Here is a 25789-nt window from a genome sequence, read left to right on the forward strand (position 1 = left end):
AAATTGAGGTGACTCATGCCCAAAATTTTAATAATAGAAGATGAGGAAGCAGTCCGTGAAAATATTTTAGATTTGCTAGAAGCTGAGGATTTTGAAACCATTGCTGCCGCTAATGGTAGGATCGGCGTACATTTGGCTATCTGTGAAGTTCCTGACTTAATTCTCTGTGATATGATGATGCCAGAAATTGATGGTTATGGCGTTCTAAGCGCGTTACGCCAAGATCCATCAACGGCAACAATTCCCTTCATTTTTCTCACTGCTAAATCTGCCAAATCTGACTTTCGTCAAGGTATGGATATGGGGGCCGATGATTATATAACTAAGCCCTTTAGTCGGGCTGAGTTATTAAGTGCCATCATGAATCGGTTGGAAAAACACGCTACTTTAAAAAGATATTTATCTACTCAGACTAGAATTAATAACTTGTCTCCCAAAATGCAGTTGTTAGAAATTTGCTTGCACCGAGCTATCAAACAACATAAATTCCAGGAATTTGAAATTTATTATCAACCAATAGTCGATATTGCTTCTGGGAAAATAGTAGCTGCTGAAAGTTTATTGCGCTGGCAAAGCCCAGAATTGGGGATAGTTTACCCAACAGAATTTATTCCGTTAGCAGAGTCTACAGGTTTAATTGTTCCAATCGGTAAATCGGTATTAAAAAGTGTATGTAAACAAATAAAAATCTGGCGTGATGCCGGAATTAACTCCTTGGTTATTACTGTAAATTTGTCAGCAATTGAATTTAACCAACCAGATTTTATTAATAAGATAGTCAATTTTATAACTATTAATAATTTGCAACCAGATTACTTAGAGCTAGAACTAACTGAAAGTATGATTATGCAAGACGTAAATAGTGCGATCGCTACTATGAGCAAATTGCAATCCTTGGGTATCAAAATTGCGATCGATGATTTTGGTACAGGCTATTCTTCTCTAATTTATCTGAAAAATTTACCAATTAACACATTAAAAATCGACCGTTATTTTATCCATAATGTTGCTAACGATCCACAGAAATCAGCCATTACTGAAGCATTAATTCAAATGGGCCACAATCTCAATCTAAATGTAATCGCTGAAGGTGTAGAGACGGAAGCAGAACTGGCTTTTTTGCGTCAACAAAACTGTAATTCTATGCAAGGTTTTCTATTTAGTCGTCCATTACCAGCAGCAGAATTTGAAAATTTTTTATTGACTAACAAATGCTTATATGTATGAATATTGGGAATGGGGAATGGGGAATGGGGAATTATTTTCCTAGTCCTTAATCTTCTGAATAGTTTTACTAAGTAAGAAAAATCGGACTTTAGACTGGCGACAATTATTAAGTCTCAAGTCTAAATTAAGTAAATTGTGTCATGGTGTCCACCGTCATGAAAGTTTTTGCGCGTTTATTGCTACCAGTTTTTTTAATGATTTTGGCAGCAGCCTGTAACCAGACACGCGCTTCCTCAGATAATCCCACACCACAAGAATCGATACCTTCTGCCCAACGGACACAGAATCCTACACAGCCAAAAAATATTGTTCGTACTGAAGCACTTTCACCTACACCCATTCGGATAAATCTGAAGAATTTACCAGCACCCTTTGCAACAGAAAGTGCTTCCAAGCGGCCTGAAGTTGTGCCTATTCCGCAAAATCCGTTGCTGCGCGTACCAAGAGGCTTTACAGTTAACGTCTTTGCCGAAGGTTTAGATGCCCCACGTTGGCTAGCTTTAACTCCTAGTGGTGATGTTCTGGTGACTGAAACCGGGCAAAATCGCATTCGTTTGTTGCGTGACAGCAATGGCGATGGTGTAGCTGATGTTCGAGAAACCTTTGCTAGTAGTGACAACGGACTCAATAGACCCTTTGGAATGGCTTTTGTAGATAAATCCTTTTTTTTGGGGAATACAGATGCTGTGGTGCGTTTTCCCTATACTCAAGGTCAAAACAAGATTACAGGTAAAGGGGAAAAAATCGCCGACTTGCCTTCTCAAGGTTATAACAATCATTGGACGCGCAATGTCGTTGTCTCACCTGATCGCAATAAATTATATATTTCAGTTGGTTCAGGAACCAATGTAGATGAGGAACCCCTACCACGGGCTTCGATACAGATAATGAATTTAGATGGTTCCCAGCAGCAAACTTTCGCTTCCGGCTTGCGTAATCCTGTTGGTTTAGACTTTCATCCTATAACGAAGGAACTTTACGCCACTGTTAACGAACGCGATGGAATCGGTGATGATTTGGTTCCAGACTATCTGACGCGGGTTAAACAGGGGGCATTTTATGGCTGGCCTTATGCTTATCTGACACCAAACAACCTCGATCCGCGTCAAAAAACGGATGGTAAAAGTAAACGCCCCGATTTAGCAGCCCGTACCCAAACGCCAGATGTGCTGTTCCAAGCGCATTCAGCAGCATTGGGTTTGCAGTTTTATGATGGTAAAACATTTCCAGAAAAATACCGCAACGGTGCTTTTGCTGCTTTTCGAGGTTCTTGGAACCGCGATCGCGGTACTGGTTATAAAATTGTATTTGTTCCCTTCGATGGTAAAGGGCGATCGCTTGGCTACTACGAAGATTTTCTCACAGGCTTTTTATTAAATCCTTCTGTACCAACTACTTGGGGGCGACCTGTAGGTTTACTGGTGCTGCCAGATGGCAGTTTACTACTAACAGAAGAAGCTAATAATCGGATTTATCGGATTCAATATACGGGGGGATGAATAATTCCCTAGAGTAAAGTTACAGCAGTTGTGACTGTATCTCCCTATCCAGGTTTATCCCGTTTACGGTAAATTACAGAAAAATACTAATACTTATCTGGTTGAGAAATTCATTATGACTCCCAACGAAAATAATACTCAGTCAAATATCAACGAATTGCCTCCGCATTCAGGCACACGGTACTGGGGTGAGGTGGAGGTGATCGAAGAGGGAGATACCTATAGAATTAGCCGTGTTGAAATCAAGCCCAGACACGGCATTAAACCACAAATTCATTATCACCGCAATGAGCATTGGGTTGTAGTTTCCGGTGTAGCCAAGGTTACTTGTGGCGATGCGGAAATATTACTGAATCGCAACGAATCAACTTATGTTCCCGCAGCAACCCTACATAAGGTAGAAAATCCTGGACACATCCCGCTAGTTATTCTGGAAATTCAAAATGGTGAGTATTTGGGCGAAGATGATACTGAGCGCCCTTATGACTTAAATTTGGTCAAATCTGTAGCTGAAGGACAGTAAGGAATGGGGGAGCAGGGGACAAGGGGACAAGGGGACAAAAGAAAACTCCTAACTCCTAACTCAGCACTCAGAATTGTTTTGCCCAATCAAAACCATCCTTCTTGTTCCAAGGTTTCAATCAGCTGCAAGCCACGGGGATCGCCCACTCCTAACAGTGAAGCTTTCGCATCTTCTCGGACTCCCAGGTCTTGGTCTTCGGCAAAGGCTTGAATTAGAGCATCGATCGCTGTGGCATAAACTACATTAGAAGGCAATTCGCGGCACAGTTGACCAATTGCCCAAGCACTGTTGCTCCGCACTGCTGCCACGGGATCTTTGACTAAGGCTTCAATTAATGGTGGAATTGCCCCGATAACTGCTTCATAACCAACCTCTGCCATCTGTGCTAAGGCGCTAGCAGCCCACAGACGCACTGCGGAAATGTCAGTTCTTAGGGCATCTGCAAGGGGCGGTAAAGAACGGCGATCGCGACAGTTTCCTAAAGCCCAAACAACGCCTTTACGCACGTAGCCATTCCAATCACTGTTTAGTTGAGCAATTAATGGAGCCACTGCTTCTGAACTTGGATTGCGTCCGAGAGCATAAGATGCGCTCACCCGGACTAAAGGACAAATATCAGTTAACAGGCGAATCAGATGGGGGGTAGCACGCGTATCTTCTATATCACAAAAAGCACGCGCCGCTAACATTCTTTGCTGGGGCTGGGGATTTTCCAGGAGGGCTAGCATCACTTCAGGATCGGGCTTCACCACAACTGAATCGTCAGTTAATGGCTCTATTTTATCTAGGGGGCTTTCTAGTTCCTCCTCAATATCGAGTAGGCTTAGATCGTCTTCGTCATACATAATTTCATTTCAATCCCGAAAAGGGATTAACACATAATCCCCCGTGCCAATAAGTTAAAACTTTATAAGTTGCGTAATTATACACTTTCTTTTCCCCTCGTCGAATTTTATCCAAACGAGAACCGCTACATACTCAAACACTAAAGTATATTACGGCTATCCTCTATTTTATTTTTCTTTATTTTTCTGCACTCAGGAATTTTACCATCCACAGGGATTGGGTTTGATAACCTAACTGATTGTAAAGATTTAATGCGGGTTTGTTTGATTGAAAGACTTGTAATCCAATCTGGCGATCGCCTCTTTGAATAGCCCAATTTTCCACGTATTGCATTAAGGCTTTACCAATACCTTGCCGCCGATGTTCTGGTACAACGTAGAGGATAAAGATGTGAGCATGACGATTACCCTGCACTTGATCTATGGCATTGCCCACCCAAAGGCAGGCGATGGGGAATTGGGAATTGGGAATTGGGAATTGGGAATTGGGAATTGGGAATTGAGTATAATTATTCTCCTTGTCCCCTTGTCCCCTTGTCCCCTTGTCCCCCTGCTCCCCATCCTCTTCTACCCACCACAAGGGCGTATCGCTAGAAAAGTATTGCTTAACTGTTTGCTCTAGGTGAGAAAAATCCTCATTGGGAAAGAGATCCTGGTAAGTTCGGTGCATGAACTTAAGCAGTAGCGATCGCTCCAATAAGGAACCACGGCGAATAATATACCCCGGTAGTAGTTGCTCAGACACTTCTGGCGTTTATTGAATTAACTAGCTGAGTTTTGGATTGCTGGTGGCAAATTAGCGGGAGTGGGTTGAGAACTTACCCCAACCTCTTCAATTGGTGCGGGTGCTGCCATATCAGAGGGTAAAAATATGCGGGCGCTAACTGCGACTAGGGCAAAGACAAATACCAAAACTACAAGCAGTGGAGCGATGTATTGACGAAAAATAGCCATATTTTAATTACAAAGAGGGCTAGAAACTCTTACGAGAACTTAGCTGAAGATTTATGAAGTATTCTTTATTTTAGCAATTTTCTGTATATGGAAATGGGAAATAGGGAATGGGGAATTGGGAATTGAGTATAATTATTCTCCTTGTCCCCTTGTCCCCCTGCTCCCTGCTCCCTGCTCCCTGCTCCCTGCTCCCGCAGCACTATTAGCTGCGCTCTAAGTCATCAAGCACTCTTTCGCAATACCAATTTTCCGGCATCCCAGGATAAGTTTCCTTTGCCTGTTCAATTAACCGTTCGGCTGCGGCAGTGTCACCAGATAATTTAGCGATCAGTCTGTTTTTTAGATAGCTATCAGATACATCATCGTCTACCTGGTTTGGTATTCCTTGATTTATAGTTGATGGTCGGGACTGATCTCTTCGTAACTGCCAAAATAAAACGTAATAAAGTGTCCCAAAAATTAAAATTAGGCTGAGTGTTCCGAAAAAAGTTAAGAGGTTAAATGCTAGAAATCCTAGAACTAACTGCGAGAGAACATAGCCAAGTAATAAACCAGTAAGTAAGAGGATGAATGTGCCGACAGCAATAACTACTTGATTCCCCATATATCCTCTTCTTCGTCCTCAAGTCCTGGTCTTGATACTGCCACTGGCTGAGGGTTCCAGGGGGCAAATACTGGTAATAAAAGTAGTCCTGGTACGGCGGCGGCAATGGTAATTAAGAAAAATACAGGCCAACCCGTACTTTGAGCGATCGCACCTCCAGGGGCCGACAGAATATCACGGCTGACAGCCATTAAGCTGGATAACAAAGCATATTGGGTTGCGGAAAACCTCTGGTTACAAAGACTCATCAAAAAGGCAACAAAGGCTGCTGTCCCCAATCCACCACAAAATTGTTCTACGTTGATGGCAAGTACCATAGCTTGGTAGTTTTTACCGATGTATGCTAGAAAAAAGTAAGCTAAATTACTTACTGCTTGTAGAATACCAAAAACCCAAAGCGATCGATTGATGCCAATCGCACTCAAAATTGAACCACCTGCTAAAGCGCCAACAATCGTGGCAATTAACCCCATTCCCACTTGAATTGCCCCAATGTCGGTTTTGGTAAAACCTGTTTGCAGCAAAAAAGGCGTGGTCATATTGCTCAACAAAGCATCACCTAGCTTGTATAGAGTAATGAATGCAAGCATGAGAATAGCTTTGATAATCCCTTGACGCTGAAAAAATTCTCCAAAGGGCAAGATGACAGCATCAACGAGAGAAGCTGGAGGGCTAATTTCCTTGGGTTCCGGTGCGAACAAGGTGGCAAGAATACCAATTACCATCGTCCCTGCCATAAACAAGTAAACCGATGACCAAGGTAGTTTGTCAGCAAGTATTAAGGCTAAAGCACCTGCGACTAACAGGGCAATTCGATAACCTAAGATAAAAACTGCTGCACCAGCCCCCATTTCTAGTTTTTCTAAAACGTCGGTACGGTAGGCATCAACGGCAATATCTTGAGTTGCACTGATAAAGGCAATGACTATGGCGTTGATTGCTAGTAGTTGTAATGCTTGTTTGGGTTGTTGAAAAGCCATGAATGCGATCGCTACAATCAAAGCAATCTGCGTCAAAATTAACCAACCCCGTCGTCGTCCCAAAATTGGTAAGGTGAACCTGTCTACCAAAGGCGACCACAAAAATTTTAAGGAATAAGGCAAACTGGCAAGGCTAAACCAACCAATAGCTGCTAAATCTACCTTCTCTACGGTCATCCAAGCCTTTAAGGTATTACCGATTAACAATAACGGTAAACCCGATGAAAAACCTAAAAATAATAAAGCCGCCATCTTGCGACTACCGAAAACTCCCAGTAGCGATTTAATTTTCCTCATAGGTTCAATTTTTTGCCTCTTTTGAGGAAATATCAATAAAATCCAACGAGGAAATGTAAAAGTATATCATGTAACTAGTACCTATAAAGGTTTGAATTATCGGAGCGGCAGCAGTTCCTTATTAATCCCGATCGGGGATTGAAACTGTCATCGCTGCTGTGTGAATTTCCGCAAACATGACAAACTACCAAGATTTACTTGGGTTAAATACAAATTCAGGATAACCTTATAGTGTCAGCGTTTTATTAACTTTCTTGAATTGGATAAACCTGATGCCCCCTGATTTCTACTCTGTGTGTGGCAAGGCATTTTTCCCAACCTTCACGCGTACCAATGTCGCTTTTTTGGTTAAGCAGCCCTAATTCCTGTTCTTGTTGGGTGAGTTTAGCAAATTCTTCGTAGCGTGGATAGTTACTAGTAACAAATGTTTCCTTACGGTGCAAAATCGGCGGATTTTCCCTAGTTGCATAGTCTCGATGAGTGACGACTAGGGTTTTTAAATCAATACCTATGCTGGCTTTCAATGCAGGATGAGGATCAGTGTCGAATTCGGGGTAAGACAGATAGGATATTTGCGGCTTATCAGTGTGATATTTGATCAACGTGGCTTCATCGATACGCCCAATGGTACGGCTAGCGCAACCTTCACAAATTCGTAGTATGGGGTCAAGTGCTGCTAATGCGGAAACATGAACGTAAAGGGCACCGCGTGTATGTTTTCCAATTTTGCTTTTTTCGCAAGCAGTTTGAATCACCCCAGGTTTACCTAAGCTGAAAAGCTTTTGATCAGCTACAAGGCACGCTTCCTCGTAGCTACTAAAAAAGGCTTTGATATCGTGACGCATTTCTGGAGCTAGCTTTTGCCATGCAGGACGTTTATCAAAGTGGGTCAGGGCGAGATACACTTGGATATCCAGAGAACGACGATAAGCGATCGCATCCCATTCAGCCTCATCAGTAGCTTGCAAAACTACACCAAAGGCGCGGCGAAAGTTACCAAATTCGCTCATTAATTCCTGTTCATTTTCCAATTCGCCTTTCACAGGTAGTCTACCGCGCTTGGTAAAAAAAGCCATGAGTGGTTGCAGCTGTTCTTGATAGTCTTCAAACCGCTTAACGGGGATGCGGACTCTGGGTGTAGAGGTGGTAGAAAAGAAGCGGATAGCTTTGTAGCTTTCTTTTTGGGCTTCGTCTCGAAAAACAAAGTAAACGCCTAGTGCGATCGGTACTGCATCAACATTTAGGACTTCATCAATATAAGTTTTGAGTTCTTGTTGTTCGTAATATTTCTGAAAAGTATTGCGGCGCGTCACAATGCCATCATTGTAAGCAAGTTGGGTTTTGCTGGGAGCGTTAATTAGTATTTGAGCCGCGACAATTAAAACTTTCCCCGTGAGTTCCCAGGCTTGGATTAGGCTTTGGCGGCGTTCCTCTGAGTCTTCAATGACGTTGAGGACATAACCCAGGTTAACTACATCGGCGGGGGTGCGTGGTACATCGGGATAGTAGTAAGGGTCCCAACCTGCGCTGGTATAGCCTAAGTTTTTTACTCGCTGCACATCACCACCGTAGCCACAACCGTAGTCAAAAAAAGTTGTGTCTTGATTGAGGATTGACCCTTCTATAGCCAATCGTACAGGGCGAGATATATCAATGCGAGCGATCGCAGCTCTATGACGCTCAATTTCTAGCGCTTCAGGCATAATACTAATTCGTAATTCGTAATTCGTAATTCGTAATTCGTAATTAAGACAGTTAGCAGCTAATATTCTTTCAAGGTTTAACAGCCAGTTCAATTAAATCTTCAATTTTCTTGATATTTGGATCGCCTGCTAAGTAACCAATACCGCGATGCAAATGTAAGCGGAATTGGGTGGCGAGGGTTTCTTTGTCGGTGGGATAACCGTCATTGTGACAGCGTTGCTTGAGGGCGAGGAGGAGAATATCAGACATTTCGCCGCCAAAAACGCGCCAACTCATTTCGACGTTGCTATCTTGGGGGATTGGAACGGGGGAAGGTGTGGTTGATTCTGCAAGGGAACGACAAAATGCCCAACGGCATAGGATATTCCATTGGTCGATTTTAGTGCTGCGCTTAAGTTTGGTAAGTTGGTCTTTAGCTGTTTGGGAGAGTTTTATTCTTTCGATTGGTGATTCCATAACTAAAAGTAAAAGGGAAAGAGTGAGTCTGTCTAGGCACACTAATATCAATATTTAAAGTGGTATATATAGTAGTTAGTAATATACAATTCAATAGTTGTCTATATTTTCGCAGTCAATATCTCATACATATTTTGAATCTAGTGTCAGGAAAATATATTTAATTAAACTTCGCATTTATAAAATATATTATGGCTAAATTGCAATTGCATTTTAATGGCTCTTTTTCCTTTAAAAAAGACGAAATCAATAGGCTGCTTCATACTGCTGCCCAAGAAAAAGGTTTAAATGATAGCTTGCCTAATTTGATGCAGAAAACAAGTTTAGGCAATGGCAAAGTAGGACGAGTAAAAAGTTGGGCAGTACGTGCAGGGTTAATTAAGAATAATCGCCCCAGTCGGGAAGGGGAAATTGTCTTGCGACTAGACTCAGGATTTGAGTCAAATATTACAGACTGGTTGATGCACTTTTATTTAAGTTTTGGTGATAAAGGACTACAACAAACACCAGAAAATCCTGCTGATTGGGGTGGATGGACTTACTTTATACATACGTTTTTGCCTCGTTATAGTAAATTTACTAGCGAGGAATTATTGTATCATATTGCTTCCGAGTTTGAAGAAGAAAGTAAAGTTATTGCTGACAGAATTAAATTTATCTTGCGGGCATACACTGAGTTTCAAGCTTTAGCATCCTGCAAGTTTATCACTCAACAAGAGGATAAATATGTTGCTGGAAATGCCCACTTACCTAACTCGTATCTGGTGGGATATTTCCTAGCCAAGCTGTGGGAACGTGACTTTAAAAGCGAAGGTTCTGTTCTTACCGAGTCCATCTTGAACCAGAAAATGGGAATTGCTGCTGTATTGGGAATCAAAGCAGACGCACTACAGGAACAACTAAATGCACTAGAAGCTTACGGTATCATCGAACAGCGACGGGCAGTACCTCCTTTCCAAGTGATTCCGCGCTGGGATGAACCTTTGGCACTGCTGGAAAAAGCTTATGACGGATAAAGCTGATTTCCTACTGCGAGATGCCAGACCCGATGACAGAATTCACTTGCTACTGTGGGATACACCTGACGAAACTGAACTAGTACGTATCGCTTTTGATAATAATGCTGAACGGGTCAACTACCGAAAAAATTTGTTACAAAGGATTCATCCGGGAGAAAACTTTCTCACGCTTCATCATAATTTGGATCTGGAATTGGATGCGATCAAGTCAATGTGTTATGGGGTTAATAAGCAAATTGTTTTATTGGAAGGGTTAGATTGTCTGATTACTTATCTACAGGTGACATCTGGCAGTCACATTACCCTTTTTTGGAAGCAACTGGAAGAAACTCGGAAGTTAGAAAAACTTTTGTGGATACTGTTACCTCAGCAACTAGCACCCAAAAATTGGTCATCAGAGCGAATTAAGCGTATTCCTTCAGGATAATTATCACCTTGCATTTGCTATTTTAATTGATTATGCTCCTCAACCAACTTGTTGAAATTAACGAAAAGGGTAGTATTGCCAGTTCTGTCAACTTTGGCATGTTGGATGATTTAGAAAAGAATTTGCTTTTGTGTGAGAGTTTTATCTTTAATTACGATTTAACAAAACCTGAACTATCGACGGTTGGTATTTTGGATGCGGTGCGTCGTAGCTATCATAGTCCAAATCAGCCGAATATCCATTTGATGATTCAACAATATGGTAAGGGTAAATCTCATTTTGCGATCGCTGTAGCCAATTTTTTCAAAAGACCCTTCCACAGTCAGGAAGTGCAAGGGATTTTGTCACAAGTAGAAAAAGCGACATTTGCCAAAAATCAGACTATTTCTGAAGGGTTGAAGCTTTTTAAACAAAACCAACGCCACCAACATTTGGTTATTTGTCTTAGTGGAGATCAAGGCGGCGACATTAGGAAGCAATTTCTGCAACAACTCGTCAAAAATCTGGAAGAAGCAGGTATTCAGGATTCTTTGGCACAACATATATGCAGCGAACCGTTACGCTACTTGGAAAGTTTGAATCCAGAGAATAGGGTAAAAGCAGAAAAATATCTAGAAAGTATTGGTAATCCTGATGGTGATTTAAATTCTCTCATTCGCTTACTCAGAGAAAATAACTCTGGTGTTATATCGACTGTTAAAAAACTTGCCTTTCAAATCACAGGATTTACTCTTGATTTTACTGCCGATATAAATATTCAAGTAATTCTCGAAGATTTGTTAAAAAATTACTGTACTGGTGAAAACGCTCACTATCAGGGTATTTTAATTTTATTTGATGAGCTAAATTACTATCTGAAATCTTGGGCAGCAGATGACATAGGTGCTGGGGGTACTGCACTGCAAAATATTACTAACATTTGCGAAAACTACAAAGGAAAAATTGCTCTACTAAGTTTCACCCAAATTCATCCTGGTAGGGCATTGGGGATTTCCGCAAATGCCATACCAGAGTACCAAAAGATAGCAACTCGCTTTGCACCAAAAGATGGCACTACCTACGATAATCCTACTTCTAGCTTAGAACTAGTAATAGAAAACTTATTGTTGCGAAAAAATAACTCCAGTTGGCAAACATTTCGTTCTCAATGGCATAACACACTGAGAAGAGAAGCTGAAACCGCCTTCGAGGGAAGAATTAAAATTTATAAAAACAAAGGCTGGTCTTTCCAAGAGTTTTATACCCACTTGTCTGAGGGTTGTTTTCCCCTCCATCCTCTTACAGCATATCTGCTGTGCAACCTTGACTTTACCCAAGATCGAACTGCTATCCAATTTATAAAAGGCTATGTCAAAAACTTTATCGCAACTCAATCTGTAGAAAATACTGGAAAACTTAATTACATTTATCCCATTGCTTTAGTAGATACCTTTATTGAGAATTTTTCTAACTATCCTGTTTATAATCACTACAAAAAAGCTGTAGAATTGGTTGCAGGTGCTGATAATCTTGATGAATTAATTGTTATAAAAGCATTATTTTTGTATGAAGCTAGTGGAGAGAACCTTACCAAGTCTGACCGGGAAGATCATCAAGAAATTTTGGTAGCTTTGACCGGTTTAACTAAATTGAAACTCCAGACAGCACTAGATAAATTAGAAAAGGAAAGAGACTTAATTTACCACCGACCAGAAATTAAGCTTTATCGGTTCTGGGAAGGAATTAACCCTACAGGTGTTCAAGAAGAAATTGAAGAGAAAATCAAATCTCAGACAACATCAATTAATGACGTTGTTGCCTACTGTGGGCAGATTAGTGTTCTTAAACAATATCCGTCTCATGATAAGATTATTGCTACACAGTTTGTTAAAAATAATAAGTTAGTCAGTGAAGATTGGCGGTTTGAATTCAAGATATATAGTATTCATGAATTCATTAGAGCGCTAGAGAACAATCGTACTCTCCGAGATACCAAACAAAAGGGAATTTTAGCTTATGTGCTAGCAGAGACTCAAGAAGAGTTGCAAGCATTTCGTAATAATATATCTAATTATTTAGCTAAATCACCAATTAAAAATCGTATTGCGGTTGCAATTCCTATAGAAGAAACTGGAAATTTAGCCCGTATAATTTTGAAGATAAAAGTTTTAGAGGAAACTGACGCTGCTGACAAAAGATTATTTGGAACAGCTTATAAACAACTTCTTCAGCGTTGGCAAGAAGAAGTCAATACACGCTTAAAAAGGTTATTAAATGATTGCACTTTCCATTGCGTGGGACTGGAGAAAATTCCATCTGCGGAACAACGTAAGGCGCAACGGGTAATCAGTGTACTGTTACAAGATTTATATCCCTTTGTTCCTCCTGTGGATGAAATCGATAAGATGCGTTCAGGACATCTCACAGGTAAAAAAATTGTCGGCTGGACTGCCAAACAAATCTTTATAGAAGATAATCTCAGTCAACAGACACTGCCTGACCGTTCTTATAGTACTGTTATTGACCAGATTTTTGTCCGGTTATGGGGTTTATTCAAGAAAACATCTGATAAATATATTGTTCAAGAACCAATTAATGAAAAAATCCGCGCTGCTTGGGATAAAATTTCTGAAATAACTGATTTAGAAGGATTGCCACAAAAAGTTATTGACCTGGAAAAAATCTGGCAAGTACTTTCTGCGCCACCTTTTGGTTATAGCGAGTATAACTTTACTATGTTGCTAGCGGGATGGCTGGCAATCCACCGCAAAGAAGTATCTCTTAGGGGCTATACCGAACTTGCTTCCAAAAAGTTAAATTTGACGTTGAAAACACAATCCTTAAAAGACTGGGGTAATACAGATATTCTCCAAAACCCCAACGCATTTGTTGACGACTGGATTGTTAAACAAAAGTCCAAACTAATTCGTCGCCAACAAGCAGAAATGCCAATTTCGGCATCGCTAATAAATTATTACGATGAGGCACAGCAGTATCTGGAGGCAGTTGTTGCTTTTTTGGAATCTAATGAACCGGATGAGTTACAGAAAGAAGAATTAACTAAGAATAGAAAGCAGGTGAGTGCTGCGGTTGCTGAAATTGACAAGTGGTTCCAACCAGTGCAAGCTGTGGAAAACTTACCTCATGATGCACAACTGGCAGCACTTTTACCACTTTATCCGCAACTGTTGAAGCGATCGCCAAACAACTCAATTTTACCAACACAACAACAACGCGATCGCTTCTCTCAAGCATTTCAAACGGTCAGTAATAAAATTGACCAACTTGTATCAGCAGAAAACAAGCGTGCTGAATTACTATCTACCGAACAAGCTTGCAATGCTTATCAAAGAGAAATTCCACAAATTATTGACCAAATTAACCAAATTGCAGACTTGCCTCCCCACTTAATTGAGAGTCTGCAAAATGCCCTGCGTACCAGCAATATGAGATTAGCAGATATTAAGCAGCAGGCAGAAGAAGGGCAAAAGCAAGCTGAAGATACACAAATTATGCACAATATTCGTAATTCTGCAACAAAAATCAAAACTATTCATCTTTCTCAAGAAGCGCTTCAAGAAATTGAAAGTTTACAATCTCGCTTCAATTATCCCGATAAATTTCAGGATGAACTTGCTGAAATTGTGCAGTCAATTCAAAACAAAATCACTAGCGATCGTTCTAGTCTGGCGAATCTCCGCACTCAACTACAGTCAGTAAACAATCTCACGGAATTAGATGTTATTAATACTGAATACGCCAAGCTTGATGTTGTCTTTCAAGATTCGGATGATTACGAAAATTATCAAGAACTACAATCACAAATTCAGAGTTTAAAGCATGACCTAGAGCAAATACAAAGTCTAGAAAATCGCTATCTACAAAGTGATTCTATTGCCAGTTGTAATGATGCTTTAGCAATAATTACTAGTGGAGAGTTGAATATTTATAATGCTGACCGCTTTCAAGAGAGGATTTCTCTGTTAGAAGCAAATTTTAGGCATAAAATAGAAGAATATGAACAAAAAAAATCGCAAATTCTTCAACAAAAACAAGCTGCTGCCCAGCAATGGGTCAAAGATTTAGAAAATAGTTGTACTCAAATAAACCAATCGGTTGATGATGCCGAGAAACTAGAGGTAGCAAACAATCTACTTGAGCAAATTCAAGCTGAAAAATCTGATTATATTAGCTTAATTAGTGTTACAGAAATTCAATTACTAGAGAATATAGAACGTCAATGCGTTGAGGAACAGAAGAAAGATATAACCAATCAAATTTTCGTACTGTTACGGCAACTTCCCCGTTTAGAGCAACAAAAGGTGTACGAGAGGTTAGGGCAAATTCTCTCAGAAAAGACGGATGAGCGATAAACATATCATATTAGACCCTACTGGATTATACGATATTCCCTCCGGCTATATCCAAATTACAACAGAGGTGGAATGGATACAGTTCTTTGGTGTCAGTGCCGATCCTTGCTGGGTAAGAGGTGAGCGATTATGCAAATGGGCAGAAACTTGGCTGCGATCGTGGAATAGAAGTGAGGAAATCACGGAGATTAAGCAGCATCCCCGCTACATACTAGGACAATTGTTTGCTAATGTACCGTTACCCCATGACTGGACTGACGAGCAACTACTGATTCTAGCTACCAAGTTAGATTCTTATCCCCAAGACAACCCCATTGCCTACTTTTTGGCAGACAACATTACTAACAGTAATGGACAAATATGGTTTGCTGAACCTTCCATTTCACATCTCGCCACTTGGTTGTCAATTCCAATTCCAGAAGAGTACAAACCCCTAGAGCGAGTTTGGCAGCAACGTTTCAAGGAACATGAGTTAGCAAACTATTACCAGACCGAAGATAAATTATTGTTCCTACGTCGCTGGTTAGGCATAGCAGAACCAGTCTTCAACGACATTGGCAAGTATCCTTTGCCAGTTCCCGACTTCCTCAGACAAGAGTTTGACAACTACTGGGAACAACTCATCTCTCGCACCGAAGGTAAAGTTCTGGATACCCTAATGCTTGCAAACCAAGTAGGTATGGAGCGAATTGCAAATTGTGCTTACAAGGTTCTTGGCAATCGACCTAACTGGATTAATCAAGTCAGGGAAGCCAAAGTTATCCCTTATCTTAGCCCTCAGCAGAAGCAAGAATTAAGTCTTAATCAACATCCCCCCCAACCCCTGGCTTTAGATGCTACTCCTGGGCAAGCTTTAGCTTGGGCAACAAAAGATTACCTGCCTTTCCGTCGCTGGGAAGTTATTAAGCAACCTGCCGTTGCACCAAAAATTAGTGATAGTTTGGCGGATAGCTTTGTTGAGTGGATGCTTCAGCACTATCCCCAGATGCAGGTAGACTCAGTAGAAAATTCCTACCTCAACTACAGCGTTGCATCAAAAGTACAAAATCTTTGCCAAGATAGTCCTGTTTTTTGGGTTGTGGTCGATGGCTTAGGATGGTTAGATCATCTAGAACTTTTGTCTTTACTAACGAATAATTACAAACTGGCTGTAGAAACTGCCATTGAGCCTCGATTTAGTATTTTGCCCACTAAAACAGAGTATGCCAAATGGAGCCTATATGCTCAATTGTTGCCCAGTGATTCTGCTTGGGTTGCTGATGCTGGCAAAGCTTTTGTGAAAATGGGTATGGGCAAACGTTATACAGATAGACAAGTTGACAAACTTTACAGCGCTTTGAGAAAAAAGACTTCTAAGTTGTATTGCTGGGATACAGATATCTTTGATAGTCTTTATCACACTCAAAAAGACTGGCAAAGCCTTTACGAACTTGACCGTCCCCATACCCTAGAAGGCATTGCCAAGAAAATTGATTACTGTTTGCAACAATACCCCAATCCAGATGCACTCAGAATCGTTATTGCCAGCGATCATGGTCAAATGATGGGTACTTCCGAAAAAATCACCCACTGCCCTCCAGAACTGGAAGCTAAGGGGAGAATGGCGATTGGTAAAACTGATGATACTAGGTTTGTGGTTTTAGAAGGCGATCGCTACGGTCTTCCTCACGATATTAGTATTGTTAAAGGCTCCACCAGCTTAGGTTCTTTTAGCTACACTAGCAATCAAAAAATCATCGGTTCTCACGGTGGGCTATTTCCCGAAGAAATTGTGGTCGGCGTATCTGTTCTGCGAAAATCGATCCAACGTCTTCCTGTGCTGGTTTTTTGCTTTGGTGAAGGCAAACCCAGACAGGCAGGAGAACTGGAAATTACTATTGAGAATCCTAACTCAGTGCCGCTAACAGACCTTTGCCTATATATTCACGAACTACCTGATTTTCAGCAGGGAAAATTATTAAAACAGGAAATTCTTGCTAATCAGCGCTTCAGTTTTCAGGTAATACTTCCTGAAATACCCACATTGCCCCCAAATTATCCGGGAAATAACTTATCTTTAACTGGCAATTTAACTTTTAGGTTTGCCTATGCTGAAATTGAAAGCACTGCTCTCACTCCTGACTCAAAAATTATTATTAACCAAATATATAGTAGTGGATTTGATATAGATGAATTCTTGGGAAGCAACAACCTATAATAACGATTTGGTTCGTGAGGTTTTCGGAAATCTCTGTATTGATAAAACTAGACTACCATCTAGTGGACTAAGTTCTATTGGCGTACCTAGTTTTGTAGCTGAATGGTTATTAGATAAAATAGTGCCCGGATCAGGAACACTTACATCAATCGAATTAGAGAAAATCAATAGTTTTATTAAAAAAGCCTTTCCCCAGAAAGATGACCGTAATGAAATTATTTTTGACCTCACTCAAGGGGAAATCCGAAAACTCATTGCTTTAATGCAGGTTCGCATTAAATTAGAACAGGGAGGAAGAGTAATTCCTGAACCATTAGCACAAATTCCTGCATTAAACTTGACTGAATGTAGCATTGCGACTGATATTGTCGAACGTTATAAAATACTGCTACGCCAAGGGATATGGGGCAAAATTACTCTGGCTATGCTTCCCGATGGCAAAGTGGAAGTGATGGATTTTGAACCATTTCAATGTTCACAAGTTGATTTACAAGGCTATGCGGAATGTCGGGCAAAATTCAATACACAACAATGGCGGGATTTAATATTTTGCTCAATGGGTTTTAACCCCCAGCATCCCAGTTATCAGCAGGAAGCTAAAACATGGATTTTGGCTAGGTTATTACCATTAGTGGAAGCTAATTATCATGTCATAGAATTAGCTCCTAAAGGTACTGGAAAAAGCTTCTTTTTTGAAAATATCAGTAGTAAAGTTACTTTGATTAGTGGTGGTAAAGTTACTCCTGCTCAATTGTTTATCAACGGCAGAACTAAAGAAGTTGGGTTACTCGGTCGTCATGAAGTTGTGGTTTTAGATGAAGTTCAAAGTTTAACCTTCGATAATCCTGAAGAGGTGATTGGGCCACTTAAAAATTATCTGGCTAGTGGTCGTTATAATCGCTCTGGTTTTGCAGATATTTCTAGTGACTGCGGGTTAGTGATGCTAGCTAATATTGAATTAGACGAGCAATTAGAACCACGCAATGAAGATAATTTAATTGCTAACCTCCCCAAGTTTTTTGCTGAAACTGCATTATTAGACCGATTATCTGGTATCATTCCCGGTTGGAAAATTCCGAAGTTTCAAAAAGAAATGGTAGCTTCTCAAGTTGGTTTAAAAATGGATTTCTTTGGTGAAGTATTGCTATCTCTACGCCAAGACAATCGCTTCAGGTTCTACGTAGAACAGCATACTAAATTTGCCAAAAATGTGACTATTCGTGACCAAAATGCTATTCTCAAATCAGCATCGGGTTTTCTAAAAATTCTCTATCCTCATTTAGAATTAACATTAATGGACTACGATCGCGATTGCCTGGAACCCGCTTGTAAACTACGCCAAGCAATCCGAAATTCGCTATATTATCTCGATGATGAATTTAGGCAGTTTGGTAGAGAAATTTATGTGGAGACAAAGTAAATACTATATCCCACTAAAAGAATCACCAAAAATATTGATTTTCTACTACTGTTGTTTGGCGGGTGGAGGAGTCGTATTTGAGGAGATATTCGCGGGCGATCGCTTCGTTTTCTCGCAGTGTTTCTACTTCTTTTTTGCCAATCTCAGTATCCGTAGATAACAAAATTACTTGATGACTGGCGGATGGAAAGTAACGTTCAACTAAGTTACTGCGGTGAGAGGAGTCTAGTCTACCTAGTGGCGTATCGATGGCTACTGGTAAGCGGTGTCCAGAGACTTTCGCTAAACCCCAGAGGAAGGCGATCGCAAGTAATTGTTTTTCACCTGCTGATAAACGATGTTTAGGGACTGGTTTACCATTTAAATCGTAAAGCAAAAGGCTAAAAGTCTTAGTATCAATAGTGATGCGATGCACTAAGTCTGATTTGTGGAGAAGATAAAGGAAGCAATTTTTCACTTCCTCTTCTAATTTATTGAGTTTTCGCAGGGTTAACTTTTCACGAAAAATCTTGAGTGTGTTTTGAACTTTCGCTGCTGACGTAATAATATGTTCGCTATTTTTATGTTTAATATTTTCTACAGTATAATCACTTAATTCTCTCTTTGACTTGGCAATAATAGTTTCTAATTCAGCTAAACGGCGGCGGATTGTTTCGTAATTTGCTTTAGCTTCAACAACTTGATTTTGTGCTGCTTCTAGTGCTTGACGCAGCTTTGTATAATCTTCTGGTGCTGCTGCTGTTTGCACTTGCCTTTCTAGAGTATGAATTTCTTCTTCTTTATTTTTGAGAATAGCTAATTTCTCTTTTGCAGAAAGTTTAGAATTTTGTAAGTGATATATCAGATTATCTAGCTGACTTAAAGTTTCATCATCAGCTAATAACCAAGGTGCTTCTGTCTGGAGAGTCTTTGCATATAGACTATCTACATCTTGGATTAAAAATGATTGGATTTTTTCAATTTCTATCGTGGAAATTTCGACTTGATTGAGCCAAGTAAGTAAGCGCTGATCTCGCTCAATTAACAAATCTTTAGAAATTTGTATCTGTTGATGGCGAAATTCCTTTTCTCCCTGTGCTTGCGCCTGAATAAGCAAATTGGGAATTAATGCCAAAGGTAAAACATCAGCCGCTAATTCACACATTGACTGACGTACTTGTTCGATTTCCGCAGTCTTTGTATTCTGTTGTAGTTCTAATTGATTGCGTTCGGCTGCAATCTTCCCACCTTCAGAAATAAATTTATCAAAGGCTTCTTGCTGCTTTTGTTCTAACTCTTCTACCTGATTTTTGAGAGTTTCTACTTTCTCTTCTGTTGTTTGATAATCTTCTTGCTGTTGGGTTAACCTAGTTTCAATTTCCTCTAAATTTGCTAAATCCTTACTATTACCAACTTCTTTAAGTTTACGATTAACTAAAATATCTAAATCAACTGCTAAACGATCTGCTAACTCTAGTCCTAAAAGTCCGCGAATTGCATCTACTACAACTGGTGGTGGTATTTCCTGTTCTGCGAGTTCTTTAACCTGTTCACCATCAAAGAGAAATAAGTTAGAAATACCTAACGGTAAAAGATTTTCAATATATTCATCCCAGATATTAACTAAAGCATCAGGCCATGTATCACTGTCGCCTAAAATACCTAATGTATCTTTACCGTCTTTAGGGTTTTTTGTCCAACTACGCACAACACGGTATTTTATTGGCTTATCGTTTTCAATATGTTCAAAAAGTAATTCAATACGAGTGTCTGCAACTGGATCTATTTTGTTGTTAACACATTGATTGAGAAAATCGCTATAACTTAAATTACCACGGGTAGAACATTGGGCGCGGGGGCCATAAAGGGCGAGACGAATGGCATCCATAAGTGTGGTTTTTCCGCCGCCATTCATCCCACCTAATAAGATAATTGGGTGTGAGCTTTCCTCATCAATTTTTGGGTTAAGATTGATTACCTGTTTGCCACTGTAGGGGCCAAAGTTTTGTAGAACGAGTTCAAGAAATATCATTGATTTTTAAGATTAACATGAGTTCGACAGCGATCGCAGAAGCAGAAAGTTTGTGATGAAAGGAATCAGATAAAATTAATTAGATGGTTTTGTCTGACGCATTGATAAAAATATTGTCTATGAAATATAGATAATACCATCACTAACTGTTAAGAAATGCGATTGTATCTGTCTCGTTGTTGGTAAGCGTGGCTAGATTTGCACACCTCCAGCTTGAAAAATCTGTTCGGCGGTTAAATTCAATTCTGGGAAAGTAGGCGAGACAATATGGTTATCGCCTTTAAATTGAGTAACTTGGTACTCACCATCAATTAATTGATAAATGGATATAGTAGGCAGCTTAGGATTGCCAATAAACTTCCTAGCACCTATAGCCGCGTAATCTATAATCCAATATTCGGGAATACCTATAGCTTCATAATCAGCTAATTTTTTGTAGTAATCATCTCGCCAATTAGTACTAACAACTTCAATAACTAAGGGAATAGATGTAGCTTGAGATACAGTTGATTCTTTTTTCCATAAAGGCTCATTCACTAAATTTGGTCGATTGATTATTAAGATGTCTGGTGAATAAGCTGATTCACTTTCAGATGGCTTGACTAATACAGTTTTTGGAATGAAGTAAGGAAGTTTTTGTCGCCCAATTTCGATAGATATATTTAGTGCCAAAAAACCAACAACATCCTCATGATCTCCCACTGTTTGTGCCATTTCAACAATCACGCCATCATGTAATTCGTATCTCCCACCCTCAGGCCGCCAAGCTGCAAAATCTTCAAAAGTTACTAATTTGTGTATAGCTTGAATCATAGAACCTCGCTTTTTTTAAGATAACCCAACTTTGTCAAGCGTTCTTTAAAGTAGTTTGGTTGACTCCCGTCTTCTATTATTCTGAATTTTCCTTTTTAAATTTCATACTTGCCCAAGTTACCTCTTCATCACTTTCAGTTTTACCTTCATCTATTTCATTGATTGCTGCAACATCGCCCAAAGTCATCTGCTTGACTTTTGCAACATCACCTTGACTAACTGCTTCGCTTAATTCACGTTTCAAACGAGCATTTTTAATCGCATCTTCTGGAGAACGGGAACTCGTATTAAAACATTTTTCTAACGTATCGTATATCCCCACGCGACGAGTCTTTTTGCGATACTGGCGTTCTGTGTCTAACAATTTCGCCATGAGTTCCAAGTGCATCGCGTCACCTTCACAGATTTCTTCTAATACTATCCATTCATCACGACCTAATAGGCTATAGTCTGCACCAGGGCGGGGGTCTTGAAATTCTTCGCCTGTCACTTCTTGATAAATCCGGGGTAAGCTATCATCAAATTCGTGTTTGTCTTCTAGCCAAATGCGGCGAATTTCGCTCATTTCTTCTAGAGTAATTAGGGTGATGTCGCGCATATTTTCTGGCGCTGTCCGACGGGTTTTTGTTTGCGCTTCTAATAATCGTCTGAGCCAATGTTCCCGCCAATATTTAGTGTAAGGCCCTGGTATTGGTACAACAGTTTTTTCCCCATCTTTATCACGTTCAAATAATTGGACATCTCCCCAAATTCTTCTAAAGTCTCTTTTGTCCCAGTCTTCTTTAATATCTAATTCATTGCGAATATCCAATAGAGGCTGCATCCATTCTTTCTCTTCATCATTTTGGATCATCGCTTCCATCGATTTATCCTTACTAACGATTGTGCAAACCCAGCAGCCAAATCGAGAATCACCACAGCTAGGAGTAGAAGTATCAACAACTAGCGGACATTCATTATCGGCTGTTGCACCTCGATACATAATAAATAAGTCTTTATTGCTATATCCCCAAGAATTTTGCCACTGATTTAAGTAAATCCAAACTTCATCAGTACGCCAATCTTCAATAGGAAGATAAATCAATGAGTTAGGTCGGTTGGGATTAGTATTTATGTGATCGCGTACCCGCGATTCTCTATGTTTAGCCATCGTCGCGGCGCGTTTTGTACTTTCAGCCTTACGCGTACCTAAGACAAGAATTACTTCACCACTAGACCTAATAACTGCACGGATAAAGCTGTCAGATGGTTGAATTTTAAGGCGTTCAGTACACCATCTAAATCTGTTTCGCGGCGCTGGGTAGCCTTTTCCAATTAAGTTTACCCAAAAGGTATCCTTAATTGCAGGATAAAGTAAATGGGGTTCAATTGGCATTTCTTGCTCTTTAGCAGCAACTTTCATCTGTTCTAAAGAGTTACGTACCCAAACAGAGACTACAGGGTTTTCTACCAGCGTGTCAGTTGTAATAACATGGATTGTTTTAGTTCTCTTTTCCTGGGGGAGTCCTGCGATCGCATTCCAGATAAGCTGTAAGGTAGCAGTACTATCTTTGCCACCTGAATAGCCCACCACCCAAGGTATCTCATCTAAACAATACAATTCTTGAATTTCAGTGGTGAGAGCTTGGATATAGTCCACTAACTCTGCTACAGTACGTGTTTGCTGAATTTTATTTTCTGGTTGTTGTGCTGTAGTCATTTCTCCTTCTCTCTGGAAACACTGGCTTAATATTCGGGCTACACAGACAAAATTTACAAAATACGTTGAAAAAAGTTTTTAAAAACTTTACTACTAATATCCAGTTTTTTGGATAATTAAACGACATAATCTTATTCTGTTTTTAAAATTTAACATGAAAGATAGTGCATCTGACCCAACGGCTGACATTGCTAGAGAGTACCTAGAACGGGAGAACAAGGAAAAACAGGTACTAGCTTTACTCCTGGAGAAGTTTTTAGGAAGAAAAGATCAAATTCTCGTTCAAAAAACCGAAATGGGTGGTACTGAGGCTTATGTTAGCTCTGTTACCTTGGAATGGTTTGCAGGTCGGGTTCACTTCGCCTCTGGCTTACCTCTGTTTCAAAAAAAGTATAATCCTGAGACTGATAATGTCGAGATTGACGCCGATAGCATTGATGAAATTCAACAGCGTCCCCTTGATTGGTCACGTCAAGCGCCGCTAGTGCAGTATTTAGCGGCTCGACACAACCATAAGTTTCCACCGGTGCTAGTAGTAATTAATCAACCGTGGGTGGATAATCCCAAAGCTGCTGAGTGGGATAGTGAAGGACGCGCCACCAAGTCTACGACTGATTTTATACCTCTAGATAAAGACGGTAAGGTAGGTCTGCTAAATATTTCTGAGGATGATGTAACCATTTATGCACTAGATGGGCAACACCGATTAATGGGGGTTCAGGGGTTGATGGAGTTAATTAAAACTCGTAAACTCCAGCGCTATAAAAAAGATAAAGGTGCTGATGACAGTTTTATTACAGTAAATGATTTGATAGAAAAATACCAAGTAGACCTTGCTTACTTGCAAAATTTACCCAAGGAAAAAATTGGTATTGAGTTTATCTGTGCGGTAGCGGCTGGGGAAACTCGCACCGAGGCGAGGCGCAGGGTGAGGTCGATTTTTGTTCATGTGAACCTGATGGCTGCACCCTTGACTAAAGGGCAACTAACACAGTTGAATGAAGATGATGGTTTTGCGATCGTTGCTAGAAAAATTGCAGTTACACATCCACTATTAGAACAACGACAAGAGCGCAATCCCCGTGTTAATTGGAATAGTGCAACAGTCGCTTCCAATTCTACAGTTTTGACGACTTTACAAGCTCTACAAGATATGTCTGAGCGATATTTGGTTCATAAGTTTCCTCATTGGAAACCTTTAGAAAAAGGTCTAATTCCCATGCGTCCAGAGGATGAAGAAATTGAGCAGGGAATTGAGGAATTTAAAAAGCTATTTGATTCTTTGGCTAGTCTTTCCAGTTATAAAATTTTAGAACACGAGGATACACCAGCTTTACGGCGCTTCAGCTTTGAGAAAGATGGAGGTGAAGGAAATATGCTTTTCCGTCCAGTTGCTCAAGTTGCATTAGCGCAAGCTTTAGGGATTTTGGTTTTTAAAAAAGGTTTTTCCCTAGCAGATATTTTTAAGAAACTGCGGAAGTTTGACCAGCAAGGTGGTTTTAGTGGTATGGAATATCCCCAATCTCTCTGGTATGGGGTTTTGTATGACCCGAATAAAAAGCGGGTGCAGGTTGCTGGACGAGATTTAGCCGCGAAGTTATTGGTTTACATTCTGGGTGGAATTCAGGAACAGATGGAACGTGCTGAACTTCGTAAGGCTTTGGCAGATGCTAGGACTGTGGAAGATAAAACTATAGGTTTTGATGGCAAGTTTGTTGAACCGAAAGCGGTAGGACTTCCACCTGTCCTGTAATTATGCTTGAAATATATTTTGGCGATGCCATTGCAGCGCTTCCAGTTCTGGAAAATGTTGCTCTGTATTTGGTAGAAGTATTGTTTCACCATGAAAATCTTTCATAGGTTTACTATGGGGAGATGCTTCTTCCAAATCATTACTAACTATAATTTTGTATTGCTCATCTACAGCAAACCAACCCCTATCAAATGCCCAATGATGGTTTTTACACAGTGCTATTCCATTATGAATTCTACTGTCATAGAATTGTGAGAATGGCTTTATGTGTGCGCCTTCAACGATGTTTTGAGTTACAGATTTAGTTACTTTAAGTCCACAAAAAGCACATTTGTAATCATAAATACTTATAATGGCTTTCCTGAAAAAAGCATTTCTAATTAATGCTTTTTTTAATCTCCATCTAGCATTAGGATCTAAATTACTAGACTCAATAGTTTTGTCTATTTGTAAAGGTGCATCTTCAAAATTTTGGTTAATGTTTAAAAAACTTTCTATCGTATTATCTTCAGATGGTAGCCAAGCTGAAACAAGTGCATCAATTAATATTTGTTTAGAAATTTCATCTTGAATAAAATTAAATAGTTCATCATCCAAATATGCATAATCAACATCTTCCTTGAGTTTGGGAATTGTTTGCGGACGACCACCATCATATTCCGAACTATACTTAAGATGCCAAAATTTCCCTTGATCATTTTTTAGATGAAAAAAAGGAAGGGCAAAATCACTTCCCTTAAAAGTACTAGAAGCAAGTACTTCCCAATACTTCTTAAATATATCAATCAATTCATCTGATATTGTAATACGATTATCTGTTATTAAATCTTGTGTAATTAGGTCAATTATAGATAAAAGTAATATGGGTTTATTAAGAGCATCACCCTTTTTTATACTTTTATATACCTTAATATTAGAAAAGCATTCACAGTAATAAACTAAACTTCGCTGATGTAATGGCTGTTGTGCTTTACTCATTATTATTTTATTTTTATATAAATCATAAGTA

General features: G+C 39.8%; 20 protein-coding genes. 9 read left to right on the top strand and 11 right to left on the bottom strand.

Annotated elements, in window-relative coordinates; translation table 11 throughout:
* Positions 1 to 15 precede the first annotated feature (15 nt).
* From H6G86_RS21440 to H6G86_RS21450, 3 genes are all read left to right on the top strand, one after another.
* Positions 16 to 1227, top strand: coding sequence for an EAL domain-containing response regulator (locus tag H6G86_RS21440; RefSeq protein WP_190936001.1), 1212 nt, complete (start codon positions 16 to 18; stop codon positions 1225 to 1227).
* A 155-nt stretch (positions 1228 to 1382) separates the two neighbouring features.
* Positions 1383 to 2726 carry a PQQ-dependent sugar dehydrogenase gene (locus tag H6G86_RS21445; RefSeq protein WP_190936055.1) on the top strand — a complete coding sequence of 448 codons (1344 nt, stop codon included), beginning with the start codon at positions 1383 to 1385 and terminating at the stop codon, positions 2724 to 2726.
* A 115-nt stretch (positions 2727 to 2841) separates the two neighbouring features.
* A complete protein-coding gene (locus tag H6G86_RS21450) occupies positions 2842 to 3249 on the top strand; it encodes a phosphomannose isomerase type II C-terminal cupin domain (RefSeq protein WP_190936002.1) in 408 nt (135 codons plus the stop codon).
* Between the two features lie 86 nt (positions 3250 to 3335).
* Here H6G86_RS21450 and H6G86_RS21455 read toward each other — a convergent pair whose 3' ends face one another.
* From H6G86_RS21455 to dndE, 7 genes are all read right to left on the bottom strand, one after another.
* Positions 3336 to 4094: a HEAT repeat domain-containing protein gene (locus tag H6G86_RS21455; protein ID WP_190936003.1), complete on the bottom strand. Its 759-nt coding sequence runs from the start codon at positions 4092 to 4094 to the stop codon at positions 3336 to 3338.
* 178 nt (positions 4095 to 4272) lie between these two features.
* Positions 4273 to 4839 carry a GNAT family N-acetyltransferase gene (locus H6G86_RS21460; protein ID WP_313931304.1) on the bottom strand — a complete coding sequence of 189 codons (567 nt, stop codon included), beginning with the start codon at positions 4837 to 4839 and terminating at the stop codon, positions 4273 to 4275.
* A 17-nt stretch (positions 4840 to 4856) separates the two neighbouring features.
* Positions 4857 to 5048 carry a DUF8624 family small hydrophobic protein gene (locus H6G86_RS21465; protein WP_114082728.1) on the bottom strand — a complete coding sequence of 64 codons (192 nt, stop codon included), beginning with the start codon at positions 5046 to 5048 and terminating at the stop codon, positions 4857 to 4859.
* 202 nt (positions 5049 to 5250) lie between these two features.
* Complete coding sequence (locus tag H6G86_RS21470; RefSeq protein ID WP_190936004.1) at positions 5251 to 5652, bottom strand: ABC transporter permease; 402 nt, start codon at positions 5650 to 5652, stop codon at positions 5251 to 5253.
* Positions 5637 to 6929: an AmpG family muropeptide MFS transporter gene (locus H6G86_RS21475; protein WP_190936005.1), complete on the bottom strand. Its 1293-nt coding sequence runs from the start codon at positions 6927 to 6929 to the stop codon at positions 5637 to 5639. The genes H6G86_RS21470 and H6G86_RS21475 overlap by 16 nt, the downstream gene beginning before the upstream one ends.
* 245 nt (positions 6930 to 7174) lie before the next feature.
* Complete coding sequence (locus tag H6G86_RS21480; RefSeq protein ID WP_190936006.1) at positions 7175 to 8632, bottom strand: DNA phosphorothioation-associated putative methyltransferase; 1458 nt, start codon at positions 8630 to 8632, stop codon at positions 7175 to 7177.
* 70 nt (positions 8633 to 8702) lie between these two features.
* Positions 8703 to 9089 (bottom strand): DNA sulfur modification protein DndE, encoded by a 387-nt coding sequence (gene dndE / locus H6G86_RS21485; RefSeq protein ID WP_190936007.1) that lies wholly within the window; start codon positions 9087 to 9089, stop codon positions 8703 to 8705.
* A gap of 191 nt (positions 9090 to 9280) precedes the next feature.
* Between dndE and H6G86_RS21490 the strand changes: the two genes are divergently transcribed.
* From H6G86_RS21490 to brxL, 5 genes are read left to right on the top strand one after another with little or no spacing between them, the layout of a single operon-like run.
* Positions 9281 to 10105, top strand: a complete 825-nt coding sequence (locus tag H6G86_RS21490; protein WP_190936008.1) for a DUF4007 family protein — start codon at positions 9281 to 9283, stop codon at positions 10103 to 10105.
* Positions 10095 to 10535 carry a hypothetical protein gene (locus H6G86_RS21495; RefSeq protein WP_190936009.1) on the top strand — a complete coding sequence of 147 codons (441 nt, stop codon included), beginning with the start codon at positions 10095 to 10097 and terminating at the stop codon, positions 10533 to 10535. Before H6G86_RS21490 ends, H6G86_RS21495 begins: the two co-directional genes overlap by 11 nt.
* A 32-nt stretch (positions 10536 to 10567) precedes the next feature.
* On the top strand, positions 10568 to 14887 hold the full coding sequence (locus tag H6G86_RS21500) for a hypothetical protein (RefSeq protein ID WP_190936010.1): 4320 nt from the start codon (positions 10568 to 10570) through the stop codon (positions 14885 to 14887).
* Positions 14877 to 17084 (top strand): hypothetical protein, encoded by a 2208-nt coding sequence (locus tag H6G86_RS21505; RefSeq protein ID WP_190936011.1) that lies wholly within the window; start codon positions 14877 to 14879, stop codon positions 17082 to 17084. The genes H6G86_RS21500 and H6G86_RS21505 overlap by 11 nt, the downstream gene beginning before the upstream one ends.
* Entirely contained in the window at positions 17056 to 18504 is a 1449-nt protein-coding gene (gene brxL, locus H6G86_RS21510; RefSeq protein ID WP_190936012.1) for a BREX system Lon protease-like protein BrxL, read from the top strand. Before H6G86_RS21505 ends, brxL begins: the two co-directional genes overlap by 29 nt.
* 22 nt (positions 18505 to 18526) lie before the next feature.
* Here the strand turns inward: brxL and dndD are convergent, their stop codons facing one another.
* The 3 genes from dndD to dndC all read right to left on the bottom strand — a co-directional run bounded on the left by dndD (position 18527) and on the right by dndC (position 23027).
* Positions 18527 to 20515, bottom strand: a complete 1989-nt coding sequence (gene dndD / locus H6G86_RS21515; RefSeq protein WP_190936013.1) for a DNA sulfur modification protein DndD — start codon at positions 20513 to 20515, stop codon at positions 18527 to 18529.
* 192 nt (positions 20516 to 20707) lie between these two features.
* Positions 20708 to 21328, bottom strand: coding sequence for a Uma2 family endonuclease (locus H6G86_RS21520; RefSeq protein WP_190936014.1), 621 nt, complete (start codon positions 21326 to 21328; stop codon positions 20708 to 20710).
* Between the two features lie 76 nt (positions 21329 to 21404).
* Complete coding sequence (gene dndC / locus H6G86_RS21525; protein ID WP_190936015.1) at positions 21405 to 23027, bottom strand: DNA phosphorothioation system sulfurtransferase DndC; 1623 nt, start codon at positions 23025 to 23027, stop codon at positions 21405 to 21407.
* Between the two features lie 154 nt (positions 23028 to 23181).
* Here dndC and H6G86_RS21530 point away from each other — a divergent pair, with 154 nt between their 5' ends.
* Positions 23182 to 24780, top strand: coding sequence for a DGQHR domain-containing protein (locus H6G86_RS21530; protein ID WP_190936016.1), 1599 nt, complete (start codon positions 23182 to 23184; stop codon positions 24778 to 24780).
* Here H6G86_RS21530 and H6G86_RS21535 read toward each other — a convergent pair whose 3' ends face one another.
* A complete protein-coding gene (locus H6G86_RS21535; protein WP_190936017.1) occupies positions 24781 to 25758 on the bottom strand; it encodes an HNH endonuclease in 978 nt (325 codons plus the stop codon).
* Between the last annotated feature and the right edge of the window lie 31 nt (positions 25759 to 25789).

It is taken from the genome of Nostoc sp. FACHB-133 (assembly GCF_014698055.1).
GTDB lineage: Bacteria > Cyanobacteriota > Cyanobacteriia > Cyanobacteriales > Nostocaceae > Nostoc.